At 52.4% G+C, this 23,421-nt stretch carries 25 protein-coding genes; 18 read left to right on the top strand and 7 right to left on the bottom strand.

The window, feature by feature from the left end; all coding sequences use genetic code 11:
- Positions 1-6: 6 nt before the first annotated feature.
- The gene (locus NYE26_RS30605) at positions 7-1,161 is read right to left on the bottom strand and encodes an MFS transporter (RefSeq protein ID WP_339252485.1); all 1,155 of its coding nucleotides are present in this window, start codon (positions 1,159-1,161) and stop codon (positions 7-9) included.
- 263 nt (positions 1,162-1,424) lie between these two features.
- Between NYE26_RS30605 and NYE26_RS30600 the strand changes: the two genes are divergently transcribed.
- Both NYE26_RS30600 and NYE26_RS30595 read left to right on the top strand, forming a co-directional pair.
- The gene (locus tag NYE26_RS30600; RefSeq protein WP_339252483.1) at positions 1,425-2,012 is read left to right on the top strand and encodes a TetR/AcrR family transcriptional regulator; all 588 of its coding nucleotides are present in this window, start codon (positions 1,425-1,427) and stop codon (positions 2,010-2,012) included.
- A 29-nt stretch (positions 2,013-2,041) separates the two neighbouring features.
- The gene (locus tag NYE26_RS30595) at positions 2,042-2,635 is read left to right on the top strand and encodes a suppressor of fused domain protein (RefSeq protein WP_339252481.1); all 594 of its coding nucleotides are present in this window, start codon (positions 2,042-2,044) and stop codon (positions 2,633-2,635) included.
- Here NYE26_RS30595 and NYE26_RS30590 read toward each other — a convergent pair.
- On the bottom strand, positions 2,632-2,985 hold the full coding sequence (locus NYE26_RS30590; protein WP_339252479.1) for a helix-turn-helix domain-containing protein: 354 nt from the start codon (positions 2,983-2,985) through the stop codon (positions 2,632-2,634). The two genes, NYE26_RS30595 and NYE26_RS30590, sit on opposite strands and share 4 nt — an antisense overlap.
- Before the next feature lie 189 nt (positions 2,986-3,174).
- On the opposite strand from NYE26_RS30590, the gene NYE26_RS30585 reads away from it, so the two are divergent.
- From NYE26_RS30585 to NYE26_RS30575, 3 genes are all read left to right on the top strand, one after another.
- Positions 3,175-3,543, top strand: a complete 369-nt coding sequence (locus tag NYE26_RS30585) for a DoxX family protein (RefSeq protein WP_339252477.1) — start codon at positions 3,175-3,177, stop codon at positions 3,541-3,543.
- Positions 3,544-3,687: 144 nt separating this feature from the next.
- Complete coding sequence (locus tag NYE26_RS30580) at positions 3,688-4,683, top strand: zinc-binding dehydrogenase (RefSeq protein WP_339252475.1); 996 nt, start codon at positions 3,688-3,690, stop codon at positions 4,681-4,683.
- Between the two features lie 218 nt (positions 4,684-4,901).
- Complete coding sequence (locus tag NYE26_RS30575; protein WP_339252474.1) at positions 4,902-5,303, top strand: VOC family protein; 402 nt, start codon at positions 4,902-4,904, stop codon at positions 5,301-5,303.
- A gap of 24 nt (positions 5,304-5,327) precedes the next feature.
- Here the strand turns inward: NYE26_RS30575 and NYE26_RS30570 are convergent, their stop codons facing one another.
- Positions 5,328-6,170: an NAD(P)-dependent oxidoreductase gene (locus NYE26_RS30570; protein ID WP_339252473.1), complete on the bottom strand. Its 843-nt coding sequence runs from the start codon at positions 6,168-6,170 to the stop codon at positions 5,328-5,330.
- A 118-nt stretch (positions 6,171-6,288) separates the two neighbouring features.
- Between NYE26_RS30570 and NYE26_RS30565 the strand changes: the two genes are divergently transcribed.
- From NYE26_RS30565 to NYE26_RS30540, 6 genes are all read left to right on the top strand, one after another.
- A complete protein-coding gene (locus NYE26_RS30565; protein ID WP_339252472.1) occupies positions 6,289-7,125 on the top strand; it encodes a helix-turn-helix transcriptional regulator in 837 nt (278 codons plus the stop codon).
- A gap of 419 nt (positions 7,126-7,544) precedes the next feature.
- Complete coding sequence (locus tag NYE26_RS30560; RefSeq protein ID WP_339252471.1) at positions 7,545-8,012, top strand: hypothetical protein; 468 nt, start codon at positions 7,545-7,547, stop codon at positions 8,010-8,012.
- A gap of 70 nt (positions 8,013-8,082) precedes the next feature.
- The gene (locus NYE26_RS30555; RefSeq protein ID WP_339252470.1) at positions 8,083-9,051 is read left to right on the top strand and encodes a helix-turn-helix transcriptional regulator; all 969 of its coding nucleotides are present in this window, start codon (positions 8,083-8,085) and stop codon (positions 9,049-9,051) included.
- 142 nt (positions 9,052-9,193) lie between these two features.
- On the top strand, positions 9,194-10,399 hold the full coding sequence (locus tag NYE26_RS30550) for a hypothetical protein (RefSeq protein ID WP_339252469.1): 1,206 nt from the start codon (positions 9,194-9,196) through the stop codon (positions 10,397-10,399).
- Between the two features lie 128 nt (positions 10,400-10,527).
- A complete protein-coding gene (locus NYE26_RS30545; protein ID WP_339252467.1) occupies positions 10,528-10,995 on the top strand; it encodes an SMI1/KNR4 family protein in 468 nt (155 codons plus the stop codon).
- A 136-nt stretch (positions 10,996-11,131) separates the two neighbouring features.
- Positions 11,132-11,461 (top strand): hypothetical protein, encoded by a 330-nt coding sequence (locus tag NYE26_RS30540; protein ID WP_339252465.1) that lies wholly within the window; start codon positions 11,132-11,134, stop codon positions 11,459-11,461.
- On the opposite strand, the gene NYE26_RS30535 is transcribed toward NYE26_RS30540, so the two are convergent.
- Positions 11,415-11,693, bottom strand: coding sequence for a helix-turn-helix transcriptional regulator (locus NYE26_RS30535; protein WP_339252463.1), 279 nt, complete (start codon positions 11,691-11,693; stop codon positions 11,415-11,417). The genes NYE26_RS30540 and NYE26_RS30535 overlap by 47 nt on opposite strands.
- A 3-nt stretch (positions 11,694-11,696) precedes the next feature.
- A complete protein-coding gene (locus NYE26_RS30530; protein WP_339252461.1) occupies positions 11,697-12,551 on the bottom strand; it encodes a LysR family transcriptional regulator in 855 nt (284 codons plus the stop codon).
- A 135-nt stretch (positions 12,552-12,686) separates the two neighbouring features.
- On the opposite strand from NYE26_RS30530, the gene NYE26_RS30525 reads away from it, so the two are divergent.
- Positions 12,687-13,853, top strand: a complete 1,167-nt coding sequence (locus NYE26_RS30525; RefSeq protein ID WP_339252459.1) for a hypothetical protein — start codon at positions 12,687-12,689, stop codon at positions 13,851-13,853.
- 24 nt (positions 13,854-13,877) lie between these two features.
- On the opposite strand, the gene NYE26_RS30520 is transcribed toward NYE26_RS30525, so the two are convergent.
- Together NYE26_RS30520 and NYE26_RS30515 are read right to left on the bottom strand one after the other, a co-directional pair.
- Entirely contained in the window at positions 13,878-14,153 is a 276-nt protein-coding gene (locus tag NYE26_RS30520) for a hypothetical protein (RefSeq protein WP_339252457.1), read from the bottom strand.
- A 97-nt stretch (positions 14,154-14,250) separates the two neighbouring features.
- Complete coding sequence (locus NYE26_RS30515) at positions 14,251-15,252, bottom strand: PocR ligand-binding domain-containing protein (protein WP_339252455.1); 1,002 nt, start codon at positions 15,250-15,252, stop codon at positions 14,251-14,253.
- Between the two features lie 171 nt (positions 15,253-15,423).
- Between NYE26_RS30515 and NYE26_RS30510 the strand changes: the two genes are divergently transcribed.
- The 6 genes from NYE26_RS30510 to NYE26_RS30485 all read left to right on the top strand — a co-directional run bounded on the left by NYE26_RS30510 (position 15,424) and on the right by NYE26_RS30485 (position 23,293).
- Positions 15,424-16,566 (top strand): glycerol dehydrogenase, encoded by a 1,143-nt coding sequence (locus NYE26_RS30510; RefSeq protein WP_209868978.1) that lies wholly within the window; start codon positions 15,424-15,426, stop codon positions 16,564-16,566.
- Entirely contained in the window at positions 16,563-18,323 is a 1,761-nt protein-coding gene (dhaK, locus tag NYE26_RS30505) for a dihydroxyacetone kinase subunit DhaK (protein ID WP_339252453.1), read from the top strand. Before NYE26_RS30510 ends, dhaK begins: the two co-directional genes overlap by 4 nt.
- Positions 18,324-18,483: 160 nt before the next feature.
- A complete protein-coding gene (locus tag NYE26_RS30500; protein ID WP_339252451.1) occupies positions 18,484-19,815 on the top strand; it encodes an SMI1/KNR4 family protein in 1,332 nt (443 codons plus the stop codon).
- 54 nt (positions 19,816-19,869) lie between these two features.
- Positions 19,870-21,414, top strand: a complete 1,545-nt coding sequence (locus NYE26_RS30495) for a class I adenylate-forming enzyme family protein (RefSeq protein ID WP_339252449.1) — start codon at positions 19,870-19,872, stop codon at positions 21,412-21,414.
- Between the two features lie 12 nt (positions 21,415-21,426).
- Positions 21,427-22,323, top strand: a complete 897-nt coding sequence (locus tag NYE26_RS30490) for an NAD(P)-dependent oxidoreductase (protein WP_339252447.1) — start codon at positions 21,427-21,429, stop codon at positions 22,321-22,323.
- Positions 22,316-23,293, top strand: a complete 978-nt coding sequence (locus tag NYE26_RS30485) for a phosphotransferase (RefSeq protein ID WP_339252445.1) — start codon at positions 22,316-22,318, stop codon at positions 23,291-23,293. Before NYE26_RS30490 ends, NYE26_RS30485 begins: the two co-directional genes overlap by 8 nt.
- Positions 23,294-23,421 lie beyond the last annotated feature (128 nt).

Below are 23,421 nucleotides of genomic sequence, written 5' to 3'. Positions count from 1 at the left end.
GATTGTTCATTTAATATGACGGGTTAACGCCCAGAATATCAGAGCCAGAGCACTGGCCATTGCACCGAGCAGACACACTCCGTTCCAGCCCGAGTATGCATACATACTGGTAGATGCAATAGATCCGGTGGCGCTGCCAATCGAATAGAAGACCATATAACCGGCAGTAATTCTGCTGCGGGCTTCCGGGCGCAGATGAAGGATCATGCTCTGGTTGGTGACGTGTACGGCTTGTACGGCCAGGTCAAGAAGGATAATCCCAATGATTAACGCGAGCAGCGAATGCGGAGTATAACTGATTGGCAGCCATGAAAGAAGCAATAAAGTTAGCGCTACGCCGGTGGTCTTTTGCCCCAAACCCCGATCGGCCAGACGGCCTGCCCGCGCTGCTGCTAACGCCCCGGTAACTCCGGCGAGACCAAACGCTCCAATCGCGGTATGGGACAGAGACAGCGGCGGAGCGCTGAGCGGCAGCACCAGAGAAGTCCACAATATACTGAACGCGGCGAAAATCAGCAGGCATAACACAGCACGGACTCGCAGCAGCCGTTCTTGTGCGAATAGCGTGAACAGTGAACGGAGAAGCTGCGGATAGGATAAGGATTCTCTCCGGGGCTCAGATTGCGGCAGCACCCTGAACAATACACCTGCCATGATTAACGTGAGTCCTGCGGAGACAAGGTAGACCGAACGCCAACCGGCCAGATCCGTTAACGCGCCGGCGAATGTCCGCGCCAGTAGAATACCAATGACAATTCCGCTGGTCACCACACCCACCGTTCGTCCGCGTTCAGCCGGGGCAGCCAAGGTGGCTGCGAATGCAACAAGCGTCTGTGTCACTACCGCAAGCAGTCCGACCGTAGCTATGCCTATGAATAACACCATGCTGGTGGGGGCAGTGCCCACAACAACCAAAGCCAGCACGGATACCAGCATCTGTCCGGTAATCAGCCAGCGCCGACCCAGCAGATCGCCCAGCGGCACCAGCAACAGTAGTCCAAGGGCGTAACAAATCTGAGTCACTGTAATCACGATGCCGACGGAAGAATGCGTAATCCCGAATTCGCTGGAGATCGCGTCCAGTAAGGGCTGGGCGTAATAAATGTTGGCTACCGCCAGTCCGCAGGTGATGGCAAATAGGAGTGCAACCTTACGGGACATTGAAGATGCAGGCGTTGGCCCGGATGGTGCGGTAATGGCTTGCGGTTCTTTTACAAAGTTAACCAGAGATAACGCCTCCTTCGATATATGGATATAATAATATACTGAACGGTATGAAATAATTCCTGATAAATATACCGCTAACCAAAATTAATTGTCAAGGGGAAAGCGGGAAGAGTCGGATATAAATTGCTCTAATTGACAGGGGCTACTTAGTCAAATACAATCGTAATATACCATTCGATACGAAATGAGGGAGATCTATGGCCCGGCCGCGTGAATTTGATGAGGACAAGGCGCTGGATGCAGCGCTGCATGTATTTTGGGAAAGAGGGTTCGAGGCTGCCTCCTTAAGCGACTTAACCGCAAGAATGGGCATTCAGCGTCCAAGCCTATACTCTGCCTTTGGAGATAAAAAAGGATTATTTGAAGCTGCCTTGCGAAAATATACAAGTTCCCATGCCGCCTATGTCCGGGGCAGTCTGCACAAGCATTCTTCGGTGAAAGAGGCATTCCGTACTTTTTTTGAAGATGTGGTGTCCAAAGAATATGAGAAAAGCCCGAGCACGGGGTGCTTCTGCATCAATTCAATGGTGGAACTAGCTCCCCATGATGAGAAATTTGAGATCCTGACCAGGGAACATCAGATGTACCTCTCGGTCATCTTCCAGGAAACGATTGAACGGGGCTTGCGGTCAGGGGAGCTAGCTGCCGGGATTAATGCCAAGAATCTGGCGCAGACACTGGTCATTTCGTTAATAGGACTTACGGTGTTCCTGAAGTCCCGTCCTGACAGAGCAGTTGTTGATACTTTTGTAAAAGAGATACTTAACTTATTAACCATATCCTAATCAAAAGAGGAAAGGTGATGACCATCTTCATGGAATCAACTAAAGAGAGGGAGCTCTCCTTCGATATCCGCAGAACCCTTATCTTGGGTGCCTATATGCGGGAGTGGCAGATGCCGGAATACCGGGTCATTCTGAAGAAGCCTGAAACAGGAGCCTATGTTGAGATCTATTATTTTCCTGCAGTGGAGGGGGAAGAGATTGCGAGGTTTGCAACAGTAGGGTTATCCGCGACTCACCGCCTAAATGGGCAAGCTGTGGGTACAGAGTGGGTGATGGCTCTGACCTCTGACTTAGGCGGAGAGTCTATGGACCGGATATTTACCTATCTCAGTGATCTTATCGCCCATCATATAGAGGGCGCAGGTGATTCACGGATACCTAGAGTGATGGAAGAGAGTCCGCTGGCCCCGGCTAACTGGACAACCACTGCTTTTCTGCTGGATGAGCTGAGGGGAGAAAGTGAAGAGCTGGAGGAGATTCAGGTCGGGAGCGAGAAGGCTGAGATCGTATGGGCGCTACCAGTCACGGCGCAGGAGGCCGCATTAATCTTAAGTGAAGGCGTGGAGGCCTTTGATTCCTACATCGAAGAGATCGAGCATTCTATTATTGATCCGCGGCGCTAGTCAGACTCCAGTTCGCCGATACGTTCAGCACCATATAACTGGTTCAGATGCTCGATGTGGGTGACTCCCCAATCATTCATGGCCTGCATGATGCCGGACAAGCTTCGTCCGTATTCCGTGATGGAATACTCCACTTTCGGCGGGATCTGGTGGTAAATCTCACGGTGAACAATATTATGGTATTCCAGCTCACGCAATTGTTGTGTGAGCATTTTTTTGGTGATCTCAGGAATGGCGCGCTGTAATTCGCTGAATCTCATAGCTCCGTTATTGAACAGGCGCAGCAGAATGACGGGCTTCCATTTCCCCACGAAGATTTCTAATGCGGACTCGAATTTGCAGTAGGTCATATCGCTGCCCCCTTGATTCACGTAAGGTATCTTTGAAGTAACTAGGTTTAATTAAAGTGTCTACTTCTCATGGGAAACCCTTCATATTATTATGCAGCTAAGGTTTCTGTAGCGCAAGAAGAACCGCCTGCCCGAGTGGAGGGCCCGGATGCGGCTTGCGTAAACATATGAGAAGGAGTGACATTGTATATGAATTTCGTGTTATGGGTCTTACAGATTGTTCTAGGTGCGGGGTTCTTGTATTCGGGTTGGCTGAAGGCATTTCAGTTGGACTCGGCCCGGGCGGCCTGGAGCTGGGTGAATGATGTGCCGCAGGGGTTGGTTATGGGTATCGGCATCGCTGAGCTGCTGGGGGTCTTGGGGTTAATTTTGCCGATGGCTCTTCGCATCCAGCCGCAGCTTACCCCGCTCGCCGCTATGGGTCTGGCTGCTGCCGCAGGCTCCGGTCTGGTCTTCCATCTATTGCGGGGCGAACCGAATGTGTGGATCAACATCATCTTTATAGTACTGGCGGTCATTATTGCTGCCGGCCGATTCCGGCTGTTGCAGGGAGGCTAAGCCCCGTCCCTTGACCATACTAAATGGATTACTACAGCTATCATTATTAATGATACTCACCTTCTCTTCTAGTCATTTTACCTAACCGCTGGAACAGCCTACACTTTGTATGAAGCCACTATAGCGTAACAGGAGGATATGAAGATGAAGGCAATTACACTTGGACCGCAGGGTCTGCAATATACGGATCATCCGGACAAGCGTCCTGAACAGGGACAGGTCAAGGTAAGGTTAAAGACAGCCGGACTCAATCACCGGGATTTATTCATTATAGCTGCTGCTTCTGCTACAGAAGGTGCACCGGGTCCGATTCATCCTTGTGTGCTGGGTTCAGACGGGGCTGGTGTTATTGAAGAGACGGGTGAAGGGGTAAGCGGCCTGGCTCAGGGGATGGAAGTCATTATTAATCCATGTCTCGGATGGAATCGGGCGGATGAGGTACCTGTGGTTCCTGACATATTGGGTTACCCTGCAGACGGGACTTTTGCGGAATATGTGATTGTGCCTGAGCAGAATGTTGTGCCTAAGCCAGTGTATCTGTCCTGGGAGGAAGCGGGTGTCTTACCCTTAGCGGCACTTACTGCGTATCGGGCGTTATTCACTAGAGGGGGCCTGAAGTGGGGCGACCATGTACTGATTCCGGGCATTGGCGGCGGAGTGGCTACGTTTGCTGCTCTTATGGCGGCAGCGGCAGGGGCGCGGGTTACAGTTACGTCCAGAAGTGAAGCGAAGCGTGCAGAGGCCCTGCAATTACCGGTTACTCAGGTTATAGACAGCAACACCCGTTGGAGGGAAGAACTCGGGAACCATCCTGTAGACCTGATCCTGGATAGTCTAGGTCCAGCCACATTCGGGCAATACTTCGAGGTCATCAAGCCGGGCGGGAGAATCGTCATGTTCGGCGCAAGCTCGGGCGATGATCTCACCATTCCGGCCAGAGCGATCTTCTTCCCGCAGCTTCAGTTGCTTGGAACATCCATGGGCAGCCATGAAGAGTTCACCGCGATGCTTCGGTTCATGGAGCAGCATCAGATACACCCTATCATGGATAGCGTGTATTCCTTAGCGGAGACCCCGCTTGCCCTTCAGCGGATGGAACGTGCGGAGCAGCTCGGGAATATTGCCCTGAGAATAGGCTAAGGGTAGAGATACAGGACATGCAGGCGCTACTGATTCGGCCCGATTGCCTTGCACCCGCTGAATGTGATCGGTTTTTCGATTACATTTGGAGCGGATAACCTTTCGTCAGCCGAATGTGATCGGTTTTTCGTCTACATTAAAAACGCTACTGACATAACGTTGTCAGTAGCGTTTTTTTATCATTAGACATGTACACATTCAAGAGAGGATGAACACTTATGAATTTCGCTTCGATACGCATCATTACTGACGACATCGATCGTCTGGTTGAGTTCTATGAGCAAGTGACAGGGGGGACGGCAGAGCGGCCCGCTCCGGTATTTGCCGAATTCGTTATGCCCACATGTACTCTGGCCATCGGCCACTCCAAGACAGCACAGCTATTCGGCGCAGATGCTGTAGTGGCGGGAAGTAACCGCACGGTTATTATGGAGTTCCGCGTTGACGATGTTGAAGCGGAGTATGCACGCTTGAAGCCAGCTGTTGAGGATTGGGTACAGGAGCCAACCACGATGCCGTGGGGGAACCGCTCGATGCTGTTCCGTGATCCCGACGGCAACCTGGTGAACCTTTTTCAGCCGGTGACGGAGGATGCGGTTAAACGGTTTGAGGGCAGGTAATAACAGAGGTGCAGGCGGGTTAGATCATAACGCTCCTGCATCTCTTGCCGTATAGAACGTCGGATAGATCGGGCGGTAATGCAGTTCGTCTCTGATCCGCGAGGTATCGACAATCATGTCCCATGGATCATATGGCTGCTGCAGAGCTTCAGGCGCGGGTTCGGCCTGATGAAGCTGAAGCATCTCGGCCACGGAGATCGGTGCATCATCAGCCACATTATAGATGCGTCCGTCGATGCCCGGCGTGAAGGCGGCGAGCATCAGTGCCTGGCTGATATCCGCATGATGGGCCATATGGATGCGTCTGGCCGGATTCCATTGGCTGAAATAAGGCAGTACCTCCGCGATATGGGGGTCGCGCTCACCGTAGACGAAGGGAAAACGTACAATACGCAGCCCTAAGCCCTGTTCACGGTGAAGTGCCAGCAGCGCCGCTTCAGCTTCCGCCTTACTCTGGGGATAGGCAAAAGCAGGCCGGAGGTCATCCTCCTCCCGGCTGGGCCGGGAATGACCTCCTGGTCCGTAGACGTGGTTGGTGCTTGCGAATACGAACCTTGGCACATCCGCATCCAGCGCTGCACGGGCCAAAGCCACAGCGCCGTCAATATTGGCTATTCGGGTGGTCTGCTCATCCACGCCGCGGAACTGGGCGGCTAAGTGAACCACAACGCCAATGTCCCGCAGTGCCTCAAGATATCCTTCCGGCTGCAGAAGATCGCCTTCTACGCATTCAGCCCCTTGCTGGCGAAGCTCCTCCACCCTGGCAGTATCCCTGACCAAGAGTTTAACCTGATGGCCGCGCTGGAGCAGACGCGGAACCAGACGGCTTCCTACCTTACCTGTTGCTCCAGTTACAAAAATCTTCATCCTCAGATCCTCCTAAGTTGTTAAGTCATAGGAGGAGTATAATGGGACGCGCGAATAGCATCCTTCCTGCCTTTATCGTATGATTGGGAGTGTCAGGATAAGGAGGCGATTCTATTCTATGGAGAACGTTTCTTCCAAAATATCATTGGGTGAATTTCTGCGTACGCGCCGGGAACGCCTTACGCCGGAGGATGTGGGGTTGAAATCTTATGGGCGACGGCGGATTACAGGGCTGCGCCGGGAAGAAGTAGCCCAGCTTGCCCATATCGGAACCTCGTGGTACACCTCCCTGGAGCAAGGCCGGAACGTCAATCCATCGGAGGAAGTGCTTAATAATATAGCCAGAGCCTTGCGGTTAACAGAGGATGAACGCCAGCATCTGCATCTTCTTGCCAGACCGGTACAACAGGACAGGGAAGCGGATCTGCACATTCCTGCGGGCATTGAACGGATGATCCAGGCGCTAGGTCCGCATCCGGCATTTGTGCTGGGGAGATATTGGGATATGCTGATGTGGAATCAGGCGGCTGAGCTTGTGTTCCGGTTACCTTCGTGTGCGGATGCGGTGCCGGAGAGAATCAACTGGGTCAGATATCTTTTGACAGGGCTGTGGCCATCCGTAGAGGGTTGGGGAACTGGAGCCAAAGTCCTGATTGCCCAGTTCCGTGCGGATTACGCGCGCTTCCCTGATGATGCGAGGTTTAAGCAGCTCATCGAAGAGTTCATGCAGAACAGTCAGCTCTTTCGCGAGATCTGGCCGCTTCATGAGGTTCAGGCCGTAGCAGACCACCACAAACAGAGATATGATCCCCGGATCGGCGAGATGGAGTTTGAGCATGTGACCCTGCAGCCTCCGGGTAATCCGGATCTGAAGGTAATGATCTACACAGCTTCAACAGAGACAAGTGAGCGGCTGCAGCGTATGCTGGAGACTCTTGGGGCACAAGTGAAATAGATAAAAAGCTGGAGGCCTCCAATGGGGCCTCCAGCTTTTTTGTACATAAATCGGACCTAGTAGGGGTAGTCCTAATTGCAATTTGTACAACTAAATCGCCGGATGTGCCGCCAAATCTCTTTTTAGATGTATTTCGTGCAATTAAAATGCCTCTAGTTCTGGATTTTTGCCCATCCAGTCAAATTTAGTTGTACAGACTACAATTAGAAGAAGATGGACTTCCGTTTCACTGTTTTTAGTTGCACAGAATACACTTACCCCTGTTTTTTCGCTACAGATACAGCCTCATCCCTTACCGCATTTATGGACTGAAATCACTTGATTAATTAGGATGGTCTTTTACCCTTGAGAAGGGAAAACGGGGCGGTTAACAGAAATGGTATATGTACAGGAAATCAGCGAAACGGAAGGATAGAGCCATGAGTAACTTAATCCTGAAGCATTGGACGGAGGAGTGTGAGCTGCCCGGGATCAATTGTATTGCTTGGGCAGATGGCAGCATTACGATTCTGAATATTGAGACCTGTTACGACCCGAATACCCGTCAGCGTACAATGCGCTGTTCCCCCTTGTGTGACACAACGATTGAGAGCATTGTGAAGCATAACGATGATCCTTGGACCATTGTTGATGCATGGACGAGTCTGGATTATGAGGGCGGTACAATCTACGGCGGGGACGGGCAGATGGGGAATGAGGGCTTCATTGCCTGCACCGATGCGGGCGGCAATATGGTTTGGGCTTTTTTCTCGGATGTCACCAATCCTATCAAGCAATTAAGTATTGAAGACCGGACATTAATCGCGATGAATGAGCATGATGAGCTGAGGATCGAGATCAATCTGGATCATCTTACAGAGATGAGGCTGATCCCATGCCGCAAGTAGAATCAAGAAATACCTTTTCCAGTATTCTAGAATGAACATAGAGCGGTTGGAACGAGGGGGTGAGCGGACGGTGTACGAGTGGCACAGGCAGATCCAGACCATTGTCGATGATATGGACCAAAGCATTAAGCAGCATAACAGTGAGGCCATAACGCTGCAATCTCTTGCTGACAAGCTGGGTTATTCGGAGTTTCATACGACGAGGAAATTCAAAGAGATATCCGGGATGCAGCTTAGGGATTACCTTCGCCACCGGAAGCTGGCTTTTGCACTGAAGGAGGTGCGGGACAGCGGAAAAAGCATTCTGGATATTGCGCTCGACTATGGATTCTCCTCCCATGAAGCTTTTACGCGCGCGTTCAAGGTGACCTATGGTGTGGCCCCAAGCGAGTACCGGAGACACCCGTACCCTGTCGTCCTGCGGACCAAAATCAACCCGTTTGACCGCTACTTTTTCGGACTAGGAGAGGTTGGCATGGTAAAATCTACAGAAGAGGTTAAGATTTATTTCGTGACCATTCCCGCACACAAGTTCCTGTACATCGAGAACGTGGAGAGCAACGGGTATTGGGATTTCTGGCAGAAGCAGAGCCTGATTCCTGGGCAGGATTGCGAGACCATCACCGGCTTGCTGGACAGTATCAAGGGCAAGCTGGATGATGACGGCGGAAGCGACACGAACAGCGGCAACGGCCAGATTATGGCCTATATGAATGACCCGGACGGCAGACTCTGCGATTGGGGATTTCCGCGTACAGAGTGTTACGGTGTGCGTCTCCCTTACGAGTATGAAGGTGAAGTCCCCGCGCAGATGCTGATGGCGGATGTCCCCGAGGCCGAGTATATCGTATTCGAGCACGGGCCATTCGATTATGAGCAGGAGAACCGCAGTGTCGAGGAACGGATGGAGCAGGCGATGGCTGCTTTTGACTATACAGGCACTGGCTACTGCTTCGACTCTACCCCCGGCCGGATCATCTACTTCTATTTCAACCCGGATCGGTACTTCAAGTATGTCCGGCCTGTTCAGAAGTCATAATTGCTGCCAAGCGCCTGCTGCTCTCATAGGGTGGGTGCTTTACTGATTAGTAATGTAACTCTATGCATGACATACAGCACTGAGGACATCCATAATTTGTGATTAACTTGTAAGAGTTGATGATGAAAGGGTGATATTCCTTATGGATGTAAAAAATTCCAATACATATGGCGGCGTAGCGGCTCAGGCGCGAATAAGGTATACTCGTCCTCTGCTGCTTGCCCTAATGGCGATACTGCTGATCAGCAGCCTGACAGCCTGCAGCGGCAACTCTTCTGCGGGCGAAACAGCAAGTCCGTCTGCACAATCAGCCAGTCCATCGGCACCTCCTGCCCGATTGGCCCAGGCAACCCCTGGAGCAACCCCGCTAACGACCAAAGCGACCGGCCAGATTTATCTGTATGGCGAATCCCATGGCGTTGCCAAGATTATGGACAAGGAATATGAAGCTTGGTCTGATTATTACCACAACAAGGGCATGAGACACCTATTCGTGGAGCAGTCCTATTACGCTGCCGAATACTTGAACCTGTGGATGCAGTCGGACAATGATGACATTTTGGAGGAGCTTTATCAGGATTGGGAAGGGACTCAGGGTCACATTCCCTATACGAAGACTTTTTTTAAGAAAATAAAAAGCGGATGTCCTGAGACAATCTTTCACGGAACAGATATTGGGCATGGACCTGATACTACCGGCGAGCGGTTCTTGTCTTATCTTAAGGCCAACGATTTGACCGGATCGGAGATATACACCTTAACAACCGAAGCGATTCAGCAGGGCCAGAGGTATTACAGGAGTTACGATAATGTATACCGGGAAAATAAGATGACGGAGAATTTCATCCGAGAATTTGAAAAGCTGGGCAACGAGAGCATCATGGGCATTTACGGGGCAGCGCATACCGGAGTCAATGAAATGGAACTTATTACCAAGTCTGTTCCTTGCATGGCCAATCAATTACATAAGCACTATGGAGGCAACCTGCACTCCGAGGATATTAGCTGGATGGTGAAGGATATTGAACCGCTCAGAGTAGAAGAAATCACTATGCAGGGTAAGAAGTATGCAGCATCGTATTACGGGAAGCAGGACATGAGTGGATTCAGGGATTATGTTTACTGGGAGTTTTGGCGATTAGAAGATGCTTACGAAGATGCCAGCAAGCTGACACAGACGGGTAATGTTCTTCCGTATGATCAATACCCGATGCAAATCGCAGAAGGTCAGGTATTTGCCATTAGTTTTACCAAAACAGATGGGTCGGTGGAAAGAGAGTACTATGTGGCTAACGGTAAGCAGTGGGAAGGCAGGGAGGCAACGTGGCAGCTTAAGGTAAAGGAATGATCTGCTGTATGTAAGCAGCCCTGCGGAAATGGTATATTAGTGTGGTAGTTTCCATTTCTTAAGCAGATGGGCGGGTGTATCTTTTGGACACGAATAGTGGAAAAGGAAAAGCTCTTATCAGGGAATTTATGACTTGGGCGGAGGCAAACGGCTGGGAGATTAGGAAGAAATCCGGTGCTCAGCTGCATTTGAATAGCGGCATTACTTCCAGATATAAAGGACTGCCCAAAGAGTACTCAGAGTTTCTAAGTGTAGTTGAAACCTGCGTTGCACCGGATGAGCAAACCTGGTTTATTTGTGAGGCTGAGTTCAATCATAGCGCGGAAACCGAATTCCGGTGGAATGAATTTGAAATGCTTAGTGTGGAGGCAGCAGCGGGTGATCCAGCTTGGCAGTCCGAGATCACGGCCTGGTGGGATCATCACTTGCCGATCGTAATGTCTGTGAAGGACGGATATTCCTTCTACGCCATCGACTTAACGACAGACAGCGGGGCTATTGTCCGTGGAGTTGAGCCTGAATTTGAAGAGGTTGAGCAGGTAGCCGATTCGTTTGGAGAATTCCTGGCCTGGCTGATGTCGGATTCGAGTAGATAGATTGTAAGATGCGAAAAGATCAGAGCCTGAGGGAGTAGGTTCTGATCTTTTTTATTGATTAGGAGATTATGACTTTCGTCCGATGTGGATAAGTTGTGCATAAAGTTGGGGGTAAGTGTCTTGGAGCATCGGCAGGATGACTATATTCTGGTTCAGTAATAGGAATGACTTCGCTGATTTCACCGAACAGCCGGATATGGTCGAAAAACCGACCACATTCGGTGCGGCGGAGGCGTGTGGGCCGGATATGGTCGAAAAACCGACCACATTAGGTGCGGCGGAGGCGTGTGGGCCGGATATGATCGAAAAACCGATCACATTAGGTGCGGCAGAGGCGTGTGGGCCGGATATGATCGAAAAACCGATCACAATGGGGATGCCGCAGGCATTTTATGCTTGGATAGAGCTAGAGAGTTGTTTCATTCCTGCTCCCGGTCTCTGTCATACTCAAGTTCAACCAATTTAATGAAGTAGGAGGGAGTAATCTTTAAACCTCTGCAAAGCTCAAATATTTTGGTGATGGATGGCTCGTTGCGGCCGACTTCGATCATAGAGATATAGGAACGATCTACGTTACATTCGTGAGCAAGGTCCTCTTGGCTCAAGCCTTGTTTGATTCGTATCGCTTTAACGGTTTTTCCGATAATTTGTTTAAGTGTGTTGGGTGTATCGTTCAAGGAAAATACTCCTTTTATCATTATCTATCTCTGCCCCACCACCTCTACAAACCTGCACATTGCACTGGAAAGCACCGAGTTGTGGCGGTATATCAACCATACTTCTAGCTTCCGGTAATCTTCGGGCAGGCGGTGGGAGGTGATTCGTCCGGCCTCTTCTGCCTTGCAGATCGAGGACTTCGGCAGCAGGGATACGCCGAGTCCGGCAGATACTCCGTTCAGAATCATTTCAAGCGTGCCGAATTCCCGGATCTGAACCGAGTGCATCCCGCTCTCGCGCAGGAAGCGCTCCGCTTTGACCCGGTGCGTGCAGCCAACGTCGAAGAACAGCATGGGCTTTTGCAGCAACTCATGCAACTCAGTTGTCCCCGGTTCAGCAATGAGCACCAGCTCCTCCTCGTAAGCCGCAACATGCCCGATATCCGGCTGGTCTATGGGTCCATAGACGAAAGCACCATCTAATTTATGATCAAGCACTTTGTGGAGAAGGTCATGCGTTTCACCCGTGATGAGCGACAGATGGACATCGGGGTAGCGGGAATGGTAGTCAGCGATCATGGATGTGAGATGAATGACCGCTGTCGTCTCAATAGAGCCGATCCGCAGCGGGCCGGCCGGGTGCTCTGAGTATTGTGTTGATTGTACAGCCTCGTCCATTAGCATTAGTATGGCATTCGCGTATTCCAGCAGGTTCTCCCCCGCAGGCGTTAATGTCATCCCCCGGTTGGACCGGTGGAACAGCGGGACCTTCAGCTCGGCCTCCAGGAACTGGATCCGGCTGGTCACATTGGACTGAACATAGTTCAGGGCTTGCGCAGCCTTCGTAATCGTACCCTCACGGGCAACAGCCTGAAAAATCCTCAAATCTCCACTTTCCATTGCGGTGTCACCTTCTGTATATCATAATCTATAGTAGTACCTTCCGATGCTGATCATTGTACTGAATTCCATCCTTGATGACAAATTAAAAAGGGAAGCCGGGAGCTAGAGCCTGCTGGCCGAAAGGAGACCCGTATGGCATATGACCGGATCGATTGGCATTCCGGGGGAGATTATCCTGCAGATCTGCCGGAAGAGAATGGCGGGATTCATATCGGCATGTTTCTGGCCTGGGCCTTGGGCCGCGGTATGGCGGGGGAAATTCACCTTGAGGAGTCGGCGGAGGCGCTGAAGGGGCTTAAACGCCGTGAGCTTACAGGGCTGGAATACCTGCTGGAGTACTGTGACGGGAAGTTCTGGGATGAGGATCTGGACGAGCGCGGCAATGCCTTCGCCGCCGATTATTATGACGGTCAATCGGCGTTCGCCGCACAGTATGGAAGCTATCTCAATGATTACGGTGAGGTGTTCAACCGCCTGGCGGCTGAACAAGGCCGTGAATATCCAAGCATCTATCATGTAGAGAACAGCTGGGAGAATTACGACCGCCTGAAGCCCGTGCTGGATGACCGTTTTGCCCAGTGGGAGGTCTGGTCTGAAGGCCCTTCTAACCGTAAGCTTGATCCCAAAGCTCAATTCCTTCAGGCCTGCCAGCAGACCGGGCAGCAGTTTCTCCAGGCAGAGGGCTTCAAATCCAATAAGGCGGGTACGGTATGGAAAAAAACAGCGGCCGACAAAGATACCATATTCGAGCTCTCTTTCCAACCGCAGTCTTACAACACCCGCACCGATGTACGGATGACCGTGAACCTGCGGATTGCCAGCAAGTCCGTCAAAAAATGGCTTGCCGGACAAACCGGCAGAGGGGACGATACCGTTCTGTTCGGCTCGCTGCGCAGGCCGCAGAAATCGTCAAGCGCTATCGTCTGGCAGGTCGCCGGCTCACAACTGGATTCCTCCCGGCAGGAGATCGGTCAGCTGATTGGGGAACGTGTCCTGCCGCTGTTCGAGCTGTTCGCAGACCGTCCCCGCGCACTGGAGCAGCTTGCCGCTTGCGGCGCAGGATTCCCCGGCATCTGCGATGCTGAATCCAGTCCGCTGGCCTATCTGCTGTGCTTCGGCACACAAGAGCAGGCGCAGCGCTTCTTTACGAATTATTTCAACAGCCGGCCGTCGCCTTGGCGCCGGAATATTCATCAGACATACAAGCGGCTGCAGGAGGGAGAATCATGGGACTATTCCGCCTATGTCCGTGAGAATGATGTGAAGCTGGCGTTCAAGAACGGCCTGGTTATCCCTTGATGCTGTAGACAGGCAGCAGGGATGTTACCACACTCCGAAGCCCGGATCATACTCCCGGACGGCTGAATAAATCCCCTCCACTATACGGGGAAGGTCTTCTTCCGGGTAGCCATAGTCCTCGGGCATGGCCTGCGGGGGAACAATAGCAGATACGCTGCCGGGGTACAGCTCAATCTTATGCCTTTCCAGCCCAATCTCGAAAGAATCCTTGAATGTCAACCCGTCATGGACCAGAAAAAAGTACATGTCGTGTATATCATCCTCTTCAACGATGAGCACACCTTGTTCGTTCAGCTTCATGCGGCTAACCCCCTGCTCGAATAGTGTTGTATCTATTATACCGGATCGGGCGGAGGCTGAGAATGAATTCAAGCCAGCTATCCCATTCATCTTCCCCTCAATGTCTGTCCTTAAGTGCAGCACGGTAGGACAGGGGAGTTGCCGACTCGTATTTCTTGAAGATCTTAATGAAATAACCGGCATCGCAAAAATTCAAGTGATTGCTGATCTCGTTGACTGACCAATCCGTTGTTGCCAGCAGCTCCTTCGCCCACCCGATCTTCATGCGTGCGACATATAGGGAGAAATGCTCGCCCATCTCCCTGGTGAACAAGCGGCTGAAGTAGCTAGGGCTGATATGGCATAGCTGCGCCAGCGATTTCAGCGAGAAATTCTCCTCCCGGTGGCTTAGCATATAGTCCAAAGCAGGCTGTAGAGTAGGACTTATGCATTCCGTCTTGTATGCGCTTCCCGAAGAGGCCGGAGTCTTGGGAGCCGAGGGCGGCTCTAGGGGCAGCGCAGACCGTTCGGGCTTCGGCTTGGCCTCATGCTGCGGGTTCAATGCCTCATGCTGCCGGCTTCGCTCCAGCAGCTCATGCTTCAGGATCGATTCCTTGACCACATAGTTGCACAAATGATAGAGCATATCGGCGGTGGCTACGACCTCCTCATACGTCATGACGGGCAGCAGCTCGTACTTGCGGGCCCGATCCTTCGTCATGGCGTCCTGGTGCGGACGGGACACAATCTGCTCCAGATTCGGGCCGCTTCCCTCCGCCAGCCGGATCTGTCCGGCCATCAGCGCACCGATGTACTGATTATCGACAATGATAGGGATAGCAATGTCGAGAATATCGAAGTGGCAGCGGTAGATATAGGGCCGGCTCAGCCGCACAGCCTCCAGACCTCCGCGCGCGTCACATTTTTGACAATAGGCTGAGAATTCCTTGTCGCTGCGCACGGTCTGGCAGAAGGCCTGGCATCGGCTATGTGCGGTAACCGGCACACCTTTATAATCGACCATAATGATGGCCATGCGCGTCACCAGGGACAATGATTCCTGAAGCTTGCCCCATTCATCCATATCAATGATATATTTCAAATCGAATTTGGATTGCATCCGGCTCACTCCTTCCATTTACAGTGACAATGAGAACAAGATAATTATAATTCAGATGCTGACAACATAATAATACTATTTTGCAGCATATTAATTCGTTTGCTTTGTCCCATGCGCCGCGCTATCCACTTGTCTATAATGGGGACATACGACTCGAGGAGGAATGAAAGAATGAGAAGAACCTTTATCAGCCCGGCTAAATACACACAAGGTGAGGATGAGCTGCTTCAATTGGGATACTTCGTCAGTACTTTCGGCACATCGGCTCTGCTGATTGCGCACCCGGATGATGTGAAGCGTGTGCAGGCCAAGCTCGATGCCACCAGCAGTCAATTCGGCATTACCCTCGTGAAGGGGGATTTCCAGGGCGAATGCTCCCGGCAGGAGATTTCCAGACTACAGGAGCTGGCCCGTGAGCACAAGTGTGCTTGTACAATCGGTCTTGGCGGAGGCAAAGCGATCGACACGGCCAAATGTGTGGCAGAAGGCGATGCGCTGATTATCGTTCCTACCATTGCGGCCACCGATGCACCCACCAGCCATTCCGCTGTGATTTACACTTCTGAAGGCGCTTTCGAGGATTATGCTTACTTCAAAGCCAGCCCTTCGGTGGTGCTGATTGATACGACTGTTATTGCGCAGGCTCCTACCCGCTTCCTGGTATCCGGGATGGGCGATGCCCTCTCCACCTACTTCGAGGCCAGAGCTACTGCGGCATCCTATTCCAATGTCAATGCGGGGCTTCCTTGCGGAGTGCATGCAGGCGTGATTACGGAGGCCAAAGGCACCAAAGCCGCGCTGGCCCTTGCCCGCTTATGCTACGATACACTGCTGGAGGATGGCGTCTTAGCCAAGCTGGCTTGTGATCAGAACGTGGTGACACCGGCGCTGGAGAATATTATCGAAACGAACATCCTGCTGTCGGGACTTGGCTTCGAGAGCAGCGGTCTGGCTGCCGCACATGCCATCCATAACGGCCTGACGGCGCTTGAAGGCACCCATCATTATTACCATGGCGAGAAGGTGGCCTTCAGCACGATTGCACAGCTCGTTCTGGAGAACGCGCAGCAGGCAGAGATCGATCAGGTGTTGTCCTTCTGCCACTCTGTTGGCCTTCCCGTATGCCTAGCCGATATTGGTGTCGCTTCTATCTCCCATGAGGAGCTGCTGGAAGTGGCCCGCAAGGCGTGTATCCCGGAAGAGTCGATTCATTCCATGCCGTTCCCGGTTACCGCTGAAGCGGTTGCCGCTGCCATTGCTGTCGCTGACAAGCTGGGCGAAGCCTTCAAGAAGAGTAAGGAGCAGCGCGTATGAAAAAGATAATCAACGATCCGGCCAATCTCGTCCGTGAGATGTGCAGTGGACTGGTGATGGCTCATCCGCAGCTGACATTCGACAGCAAATACAAAATTGTCTCCAGGTCTGCGCCGAATCCTGACAAGGTAACGCTGATCAGCGGCGGGGGCAGCGGCCATGAGCCGGCGCATGCCGGGCTGGTCGGACCGGGAATGCTGGATGCCGCAGTCTGCGGGGATGTCTTCGCCTCCCCGTCACAGATTCAGGTCTACCAGGCGATCCGCAACCATACCGGCCATAAGGGCGCTCTGCTGATCATCAAGAATTACAGCGGCGATATGATGAACTTCCAGAATGCGGCTTATCTGGCGGCTGAGGACGGCCTCGCTGTGGACTATGTCAAGGTTGATGATGATATTGCAGTAGAAGACAGCCTGTATACGGTGGGACGCCGAGGGGTTGCTGGCACGATTCTGGTGCATAAGGTTGCCGGGGCGGCTGCCGAGGCCGGACTGCCGCTGGCCGAGGTGAAGCAGGCCGCGCAGCATGCCGCAGAGCATGTGCGTAGTCTTGGTTTTGCTTTTACCTCCTGTACCGTTCCTGCCAAGGGTACGCCTACCTTCCAGCTTCAGGAGGATGAGATGGAGTATGGGGTCGGCATTCATGGTGAACCGGGCATCCGCAGAGAAAAGCTGTTGACCGCCGATGAGCTGGCGGAACGTATGATCTCTGCCCTGCTGGCCAGTCTGAACCTGGATCAGCCGGACGGCGGAGAGGTAGTGGTGCTGGTCAACGGCTTCGGCGCAACGCCTCTGCAGGAGCTGTACCTGCTCAATCACTCTGTGATCCGTAGTCTGGGAGAACGGGGGATCATCATCCGCCAATCTCTTGTAGGCAACTATATGACCAGCATAGATATGGCCGGCGCTTCCATCAGCCTGATGAAGCTGGATGATGAGCTGCGCAGATGGCTTGCTGAGCCTTGCGATACTCCGGCGCTCCGGTTAACGGGTGAGCTTGCGCCGGTGCAATACGTCAGCCCTCTTCCGCAGCAGGAGGCTCAGGCTGAGGTGAGCCTGACGGCCGAGACAGATCCGGGCTTCGCTGTCCTCCGTGACGAACGGCTGCGGCTTACGAACATCATCTATCTGGTGGATAAGATGAGTGAGATTATTATCGCGAATGAGGCTCCCTTCTGTGAGCTGGATGCTCATGCGGGTGATGGAGACTTCGGGATGAGTGTCGCCAAAGGCTTCAAGCAATTGAAGCGGGAATGGAAGGAGCTTGTGCAGGATCACGCTACGGATATCGGAAGCTTCCTTCAGGCCTGCTCCCTGATCATTATGGAGCATTGCGGCGGAGCTTCCGGTCCAATCTGGGGCTCGGCCTTCCGCTCAGCAGGCAAATATGCTACAGGCCGGACCTCGCTGAATACGCTGGAGATGGCCGGGATGCTGGACGCGGCGGCTCAGGGCATCCAGGCTACTGGTGAACGCTCCTTCGGACGGGGAGCAGTCGTGGGTGATAAGACGCTGATCGATGCGCTGATTCCTTGTGCTGAAGCCTGGAAGAGCAGCGCGCAGCAGCAGCTGTCCTTGAAGGAGGCCTTCGCCAGGGGGGCTGAAGCCGCTGTCACGGGGGCGGAGCGTACGAAATCCATCGTTGCGCGGATGGGCCGGGCCGGGACAGTAGGTGAGCGCAGCATCGGCCACCCGGATGCGGGCGCATTTGCCCTGGGGGTTATTTTCACAGAGCTGTCTAACGCTGTCCAATAGACCTTCCATGGCCATAAGCCCGCCTGCCACTTCACCGTGGCGGCGGGCTTATTCTTGTCTAATAAACGAGGAGCCTGGAACATATGCAGGGTGTGATATGATGGAAGACAATCGCCCAGGCCATTATGTGACATTCTTTGAATATGCAGGAGGGATCATCATGGAATTAGAAAAGCAGGCTGCGCAGCTTGCGCGGATCAGGACGAAGCTGGAGCAGGCCCTCTGCAAGGATGCGGAATTTGCGGAATTCGGGGCCTCATCGCATCAATACAAGCTTGCAGAGATGCTTACGGCAGGCGAGCTGGCGGACTGGGAGGCACAATATGGGATCAAGCTTCCTGAGCCGTTTGCCGGATTCCTGGCAGAGATCGGGAACGGCGGGGCTGGGCCGTATTACGGAATCTATCCGCTTGCACAGGCCACCTCCTATACCGAGCTTCCGGCACTCCAGGGCCGGGCGGCGCTTTGCCCCGGGATGACTGCAGAGGAATGGAATCTATTGACGGAGCCTCTGACGGGGGAGCGGGACATCTCGGATGAAGAATACGAGGAGGCCAGAAACAAGGCGCTTGGCGGAATGCTGTGTATCGGCACCCAGGGCTGCGAATATGAGATGTATCTCGTGCTGGAAGGGGAGCACCGGGGGAGGATTGTGTATACCTCGGAATTTTTCCCTGACCGCCCGTTCTTCTTCGTCTATGAAGATAACTTCCTGGACTGGTACGAGCGCTGGCTGGATGAGATTATTCTGGATTATGACAACGCATGGTTTGGCAGCCGGCTGCCGGGTGACGAGAATACGCTTATTCAGCTGTATCGGAACACTCCTGACGGGAAGCTGCAGGCCAAGGCGCTGGAGGCCATGTTCAAGTTCAAGCGAATCGCCCCGTCGACCTTGGAATTCCTGAAGCATGTGACGGAGCATAGCCCCCGGGATTCCAAAACAGCCATCTCGCTGCTCTGCAAAACGTCCTTTGCGGCGGGCAGGCCCTATCTGCAGAAGCTGCTGCAGTCGGATGACGCTGAGGGAGCGCTCCGCGCCTTAACCATTCTGCATACTTACGGCAAGAATGAGGACCGGACCGAATTCATTCCGCTGATCCGGCAGAGGCTTGAGAGGCTTGAAGGGATTAATGATGCGGAAACTCTGCGTTATGCCGGTTATATTCTAAAAGACTGCGATGCTGTGAACCTCCGCGATTTCGCACCCTTCCTGTGCCATACCAGCCTGGTTATGCAGACGGCTGCGATCTATGCCGTGAGAGACTGCGGGAATAAGCAGGAGAGCTGGCAGATCATTGAGCAGATGTTCCGTACCGGAGGTACAGAGGTACTGCGCAGCTCCATTTCACATTGGGACGTTATTCCACATGAGAAGCTTCTGCCTTACTATAAGGCGATATGGCCCGAATACAAAGGAAATCCTAATTTCAGGGAGAAATTCACCGCTTGCTTGCGGGAGCTGCACCTGCCGGATGATTATTTGGGCTGAGCGGATGGGGCGGATCAGCAAATAGCAGGATAAACACTCTTGGAGGGTATACGTATGCTTCTTTCAGAAATATTGCCTCATGTGGCCCGGTTACAGCCCGATCACTATGCTACAAAGTACAGAAATGAGTATCTGACCTATCAACAATTACTGCATCAGGTGAGCTGTGTGGCGGGAGGTCTGAAGGACTTGGGAATAGGACCCGGTGAACGGGTGGCGCTTGCAGGTGATCCTTGTCCATATCTTGTGATTGCAGAATGTGCCGTAATTGCTATAGGTGCCATTCCAGTTACAATCTTTCCAGGTCTGGCCTCTAGAGAGATGAATCAGATCCTTGAAGATGCTGCCCCAACGGCTATCGTGTATGATGCTGATCATCCGAGAATAGCCTCTTCTCTTTCAGCGCCCAGTATAGCTTTTACCATCACGTTCAAGCCGGTCAACGGCGGCCTGTCCTTAGAAGATTTAATCGCGACTTCCTCTCCATTAACAGCATGGTACACAGCACAGCCGGATGACATTGCTCTTCTGATTTATACCGGGGGCACAACGGGACGCTCCAAGGGAGTGATGCACTCCCATCGGGCGATCAGAAAGTGGGCCTTTATGAGCCCGGCAAGAGGCGGAGGGCATAATCCGGCCAAAAAATCGCTTGTTCCCAATCAAGCCCATCTTACCGGACAATTTATCCTTTGGACAACTCTTTTTGAAGGAGGCTGTCTCATTTATCCGGACTCCTATCCGCTGCAGGCTAACGAGGTTATAGATATTATTGAGCATGAGCAAATCAGATTTCTGGGAACCGTCGGGCTCCTATTTAGGGATATTACTGCATTGGCAGGTAACGGTTCCAGAGAAGTCGGGTCCGTGGCAGGCATATCCTGCGGAGGTGCTCCGATCAGTGAGAAGACCTTGCAGCAAGCTCTGGAAGTATTCCCTAACGCGCAGATATCCGAGGTGTATTCACAGACAGAGAGCGGTCAATTTATCAGCTTTTTATCTGTACAAGAGTGCCTTGCAGAGGGAAAGCTTCATCGGCTGCAGTCGGTCGGGAATCCATCCCATATGGAGCGCTGGGGCCAGAAGCCTTTTGAGGTGCGTATAGTCAATGACTCAGGGCAAGATGTAGAGCAAGGAGACATTGGCGAAATCATATGCAGAAGTGAACAAATCATGCTTGGTTACTGGAACAATCCGGAAGAGACAGGCAAGACCATCCGAAATGGATGGCTCCATACAGGGGATCTCGGCAGACTGGACGAAGACGGTTATTTATACATTGCGGACCGGAAGAAAGACATGATTATAGTAGGGGCTTCTAATGTCTACTGTGCTGAAGTGGAGCAGGCAATAAGCGTACATCCTTCTATTCTTGAGGCTGCTGTTATAGGAACGCCCTTGCCGGATGAAGGTGAAGAAGTCACAGCGGTAGTTGTACTTAAGGATAAGCAGACACTCGCTCTAGAGGATTTGCAACAATTCTGCGGTCAATCGATAGCCGAATATAAGTTGCCTACCCGCCTAGTGATTACTCAGTCACTTGCCAGAACATCCGTAGGTAAAATAGATAAGAAGGCGATAAAATATAGTATTTACTAAAGGAGGTTCTCCATGAGACTTCGAGATAAAGTCGTTCTCGTAACAGGCGTTACGGGCACGGCAGGAGATAAAATTGCCAGAAGATGTGTTAGCGAGGGAGCAGAGGTCAAAGGACTTATCCGAAATGCGGACCAGATCGCGCTATGTGAAGAGCTCGGCATTACACCCGTCATTGGAGACTTGACAGATAGAGCTTTTATTGTGGAAGCGCTTCGGAATGTGGATATTGTCATTCACGCTGCGGCGTATCTGGGGGAGGACCGGGCGATTGCCGAGGCATCCAATATTCAGGGGGTTCAGAGTCTGGTTGACGGTGCTGTATCTGCGGGAGTGGAATGCTTCGTGCATATTTCTACGGTATCGGTCTATGGTCATTTTGATGGAGAGGTGGAGCTGGACGAGGCCAGTAGTCTTGCCTTCGGCCACGGGGAGGTATACATTTCAACCAAATGTGAATCGGAACGGATTGTACAAGCTGCAAGGGCTAACGGTTTGACAAGTGTGATCCTGCGTCCTGGAGTGATCTGCTCCGAATCCAACTCGCACTGGGGCGACCGACTGATCACTAAGCTTGCTGATTCCGGGGAAGTGGACTGGATTCATCCGGAGGACTTAACGCCCTGGGTGCATGCGGACAACCTGGCTGAGATGTGTGTACTGGCAGCGACGCAGCCTGCGGCTGGGAACCAGTGTTATAACGCAATTGACGGAAATTATCCGGAAAAAGATTTTACGATGCGTATCGGTCTTGCCCTGAACAAGAAGTTCGTTATACCGGGCGGAGACCCTATAAGAACCGCGTATAGCTGCGACAAAATAAAAAACGAGCTCGGCTACAGCCCGGTCAAAACGTTCGAGGAGACCGTTGTCCGGCTGGAGCAGCAAGCTAGGGGAGAGCAAAATGTATAAAAAACCGACGGCCATGCGTTCCGTTCTAGATCCAAAGTATTTGGAATATTGCCTTAGTCCTCTGTACGACATTGGAGATTGGCGAGATTGCCTGTTCTGGTTACGCGGCTTGAACGATACTTACAGAATCCGTACCGGCAGAGGCACTTATATTCTTCGGATCTACCGCCAATCGATAGCTGAATGTGATGTTGTCTATGAATTGTCCCTCCTGACACAGCTGGAACACCAACTAAGCGCAGTAAATACAAAGGTTTCCGTTCCCCTCCCTCAAAAGAACAGCAGCTTATATACGGTCATCGATGCGCCGGAGGGCCCGAGAGTTGCCGTGATTTACAGCTATCTGACAGGCACTGAGAACGTGCTGCATGATGAGGAATCATGTGCTTCCTTCGGAAAATCCGCTGCTGAATTGCATGCTGCCATGGACAGGGTCTCCTTAGATTTGCCTAGACCGGATCTGGATACCCGCGCTCTGATCTTCCAGCCGCTGGACCGTATTGTGGATTATCTCGGTGAGGGACACCGCTCTGCTGCTTATCTGCGCGAGTTCGCCGGTGCATTAACGGAACGGATCAACGCTGCTAGTCCGGGCCTGGACTGGGGCATCTGCCACGGAGATTTGCACGGGAATAACAATGCCTTCCAGGAGGGCGATGCGTTCACGCATTATGATTTTGAATGGGCGGCACAAGGTTGGCGCGCCTACGACTTGGCCCAGGTCCGGCATAGAAAACGCCTGCCTCAGGAGAAGAAGGAACCGCTGTGGCAGGCGTTAATGTCGGGCTACCGCTCGGTCAGAGACTTCTCCGAACAAGATGAATCTGTAATTGATCTGTTTATGATTGCCCGCCGGTTGTGGGTGATGGGACTTGATGTCGAGTTCATCAGTGATAGCGGGGCGCTGGATTACACGGAAGACTGGCTGGAGGAGTTCATTGATGAGTTCCGCTCTTACGATATAGTCTGATGATCCATGAGGAGGAGGAAGACGGGGATGTACACCATCTATAAGCATTGTCCGGGATTATTATGGCCGCGTACAAAAGGAGCTGTAACACCGATTGCCCTCCGCTAGGCGGGATGCTGTTAAAAGCC

The organism is Paenibacillus sp. FSL P2-0136, from assembly GCF_037975325.1.
Classification (GTDB): domain Bacteria; phylum Bacillota; class Bacilli; order Paenibacillales; family Paenibacillaceae; genus Paenibacillus_AQ; species Paenibacillus_AQ silagei.
Note: the sequence above shows the minus strand (reverse complement) of the source record. Positions and strands in the feature narration are given on the sequence as shown.